Source organism: Methanomethylovorans sp., assembly GCF_041305605.1.
Taxonomy (GTDB): domain Archaea; phylum Halobacteriota; class Methanosarcinia; order Methanosarcinales; family Methanosarcinaceae; genus Methanomethylovorans.
In genome coordinates this window covers 1-2808 of sequence record NZ_JBFYLB010000152.1, presented here as the reverse complement: position 1 = coordinate 2808, position 2808 = coordinate 1, and the positions used below count along the sequence as shown (strand labels likewise).

The following is a 2808-nucleotide window of genomic DNA, read 5'->3' as shown; positions in this document are numbered from 1 at the left end:
TATTGAGGATATAGAAGGGGATAAACGGGATGGAGCAAGCACTCTGGCCATCAGTATCGGACCTGAAAAAGCATCTTATATGGCTTCTGCAATTGGTTTTGTAGCTGTGCTCGCTAGTCCTCTGCCTTATCTGCAATCCCTGTTAACTGTGCATTATCTGGCAGTTGTCCTTATAGCTGACATACTTTTTTTTGCAGCCGTTGCTGCTATATTAAAGGAAAAGGATCCTGCCAAGTCATCAAAACTCTTCAAAATGGCAATGTTTGGGGCTTTGATAGCTTTCTTAGTGGGAACATGATACGTAAACAGATAATTTTGTAATTTCGATGATTTCAGGAAATCATAGAGTTTACATGACTCTCTTAGCTGAGTCTATGAATATATAGTACAAGATAGTACCTTCAATGCATTCAAAATCAATTAAGCATATTCATAACTTTTTAATATGTGTAAACCTATTAAATACATTGAAATTTTAATTTGGTGAAATGAATGAGAAGACAACAGTTGATTGTATATGGGATGCTAGCTGCAATCCTTATCTTTTTAATGGGAGCCACAGCTATGGCATATGGAGAACTTATCTCTCCATTTGATGGTACATTAATAGGTACCGCAGAAAATGTTGCAGGATCAGAGAGTGTAACACTTGATCCATATTACACTAACCTCCAGTTAAAGACAGGGGACAGTGAAAGCTTTGAAGTAATTGCAAGCAATAACGGTAACACTACTGAAACACTGAGTGTTTCTGTTTACAATCCCGGCTATTCGGAATATCCTATCGATGAAAGCTGGATATCAATTGACCCATCTTCAGCTGTTATTGAAGCCGGAAAAGAGGCAACCTTTAATGTCACTATAGCTATTCCGCAAGGAATTGAAGTGGGCAGTTACGATTGCATGCTTGTTTTCAACAGCGAACAAAACAGTTCCAACAGTATGGCGTTGATCGTAGATGTGTGGGACATCCCGGATATCCAGATCAGTACTTCGTACATATATGACTGGGTCGAAGCTGGCAAAAAGTACGATTATAAGATGATATTGAAAAACACAGGAACTTCTGAGATCTCGATCAACCCGAAGATGGCAGAATCCATGGATTTCTATGGAGGATACACGTCTGAGCAGGCTTTTGATAAAGATTCCATAGAGATCACGTCTCCTTCAAGCATACAGCCCGGGGAGAGTGCTACGGTAAATGTGAAATTATCTGTTCCTGAAGATGCAAAAGGTGATTTCTACGGGAATATTGATCTTAACATAGATGACCCCAGCATTTATGAAGATAGTGACCAGATATATGTTAACTTCCATGTGCCTGTGCAACCAGAGAAGCCTTACGAGATACCATTCAAAGTCAATATTAATGGCACTGCTACTATTGAACTGAAAACAACGAGATATGAGTACTATTCTATAAGCGATTTCGCAGACCCTTCATTTGAAGTGAAGATCATTGACCCAAGCGGCAATGAAGCTAAAAATACGCTGATAAACAATGTGTGCGGAGGTTCTGTGGCCATAGGCGGCGACCCTTATGCCTATACGAACCCGGAAGATGATAGTGAATACCGGGAAGATTCAAAGCAATATGCAGATACATACACTGTGCAGGTTTCCCCTGGCAATTGGACTTTGTCCGTAATGCCTTACGGTGCAGAAAGTTTTGAATACAATATCAACATCAAGCCAACTGAGTAAATCATGATACTGCCAGCCCTATAGCAGCTGAGATCAATGGCTGGCAGTATCATTACGTTTTTTGAAAAGATCTGTTCTATAATAGTCTCAGCGACTACTAAGGATTGTCCTGGATAATATCCTTTATCTGATGATTGGCATCTCCGGCATGTGCCAGGTATTCCTGCAATATCATGGGGAATGTGTGTGCAGGCACGAACCGCACTCCCAGCTCTTCAGCCCATTTCTGTATGCCGAAATCACTTGCAACCACTGCTGCATCCAGTTCCTTGGCAAGTATGAGAACATCGATGTCAGGAGCACTGTCAAGAATTCCATACCTCAGCGCTGAACGGTACTTGTTCCTGAACTTCCCGATTATTGAGCCGATAACACCTTTTTCTATTTCGAACTCTATCTGCTGCGTGTTCTCTGCTTTTGTAGTGAGAAAAAGACATTTGGTAGAACCTTCCCAGATGGCCTCTTCTGCAACTACCATGCCTTTGTTGATGCGTTCCCGCATATAGGAAACATATTCGTGGAAGATGCGGGAATTGATCATTACATTATATCTGTCGGGAGCTTTTTTCACAAGCCATGTATCTATCTTGGCTATAACATCCGCTTCACACGCATTGTTCTTAGCGAATTCGTGCAGTTCATTATATACTGAAGGGAAAGGCACATAGCAACTGATGCCAAGCTTAAGCCGTGCACTTGCTATCAGCTCCAGCATACTCTTCATGCCTTCACACAGTTTATCTATTCCCATGGACTCCCTTGCCTGCATGTCAGTAAGGGCTGTGGTATCCAGAACAAAACGTTGTCTTAACATGGAACTCCCTGAGCATTTAATTGGAACTTGCTATTATATTAAGGGGTGTGCTGGGATTAAAGGATTTGTGGCAGAGGAAGATTTAAAGGATTACAAAGAAAAAAAAGAGATTAGATAGTATGCTGGTTGATATAATCCCCATGATTTTCATTAAATCATCTTGCCCTTCCTCCCCACGACCACGAACCCATTCACCCTGTTACCTGTTCTTGTCGTAAACTCTTCGTTCCTGAAGAACTCTATCTCAAAACCATTCTCAACCAGAAGGAACACAAGTTCCTTTTCTG

Annotated in this window: 3 protein-coding genes; 2 read left to right on the top strand and 1 reads right to left on the bottom strand. The window is 41.3% G+C overall.

Features of this window, described 5'->3' with window-relative positions:
* Together ACCM36_RS09590 and ACCM36_RS09585 are read left to right on the top strand one after the other, a co-directional pair.
* The coding region (locus ACCM36_RS09590) for a UbiA family prenyltransferase (protein WP_370573536.1) at positions 1 to 298 on the top strand (298 nt) is incomplete at its 5' end.
* A gap of 194 nt (positions 299 to 492) precedes the next feature.
* Positions 493 to 1707 (top strand): hypothetical protein, encoded by a 1215-nt coding sequence (locus ACCM36_RS09585; protein WP_370573535.1) that lies wholly within the window; start codon positions 493 to 495, stop codon positions 1705 to 1707.
* A gap of 97 nt (positions 1708 to 1804) precedes the next feature.
* Here the strand turns inward: ACCM36_RS09585 and ACCM36_RS09580 are convergent, their stop codons facing one another.
* The gene (locus ACCM36_RS09580; RefSeq protein WP_370573534.1) at positions 1805 to 2521 is read right to left on the bottom strand and encodes an RNA ligase partner protein; all 717 of its coding nucleotides are present in this window, start codon (positions 2519 to 2521) and stop codon (positions 1805 to 1807) included.
* Positions 2522 to 2808: the final 287 nt, after the last annotated feature.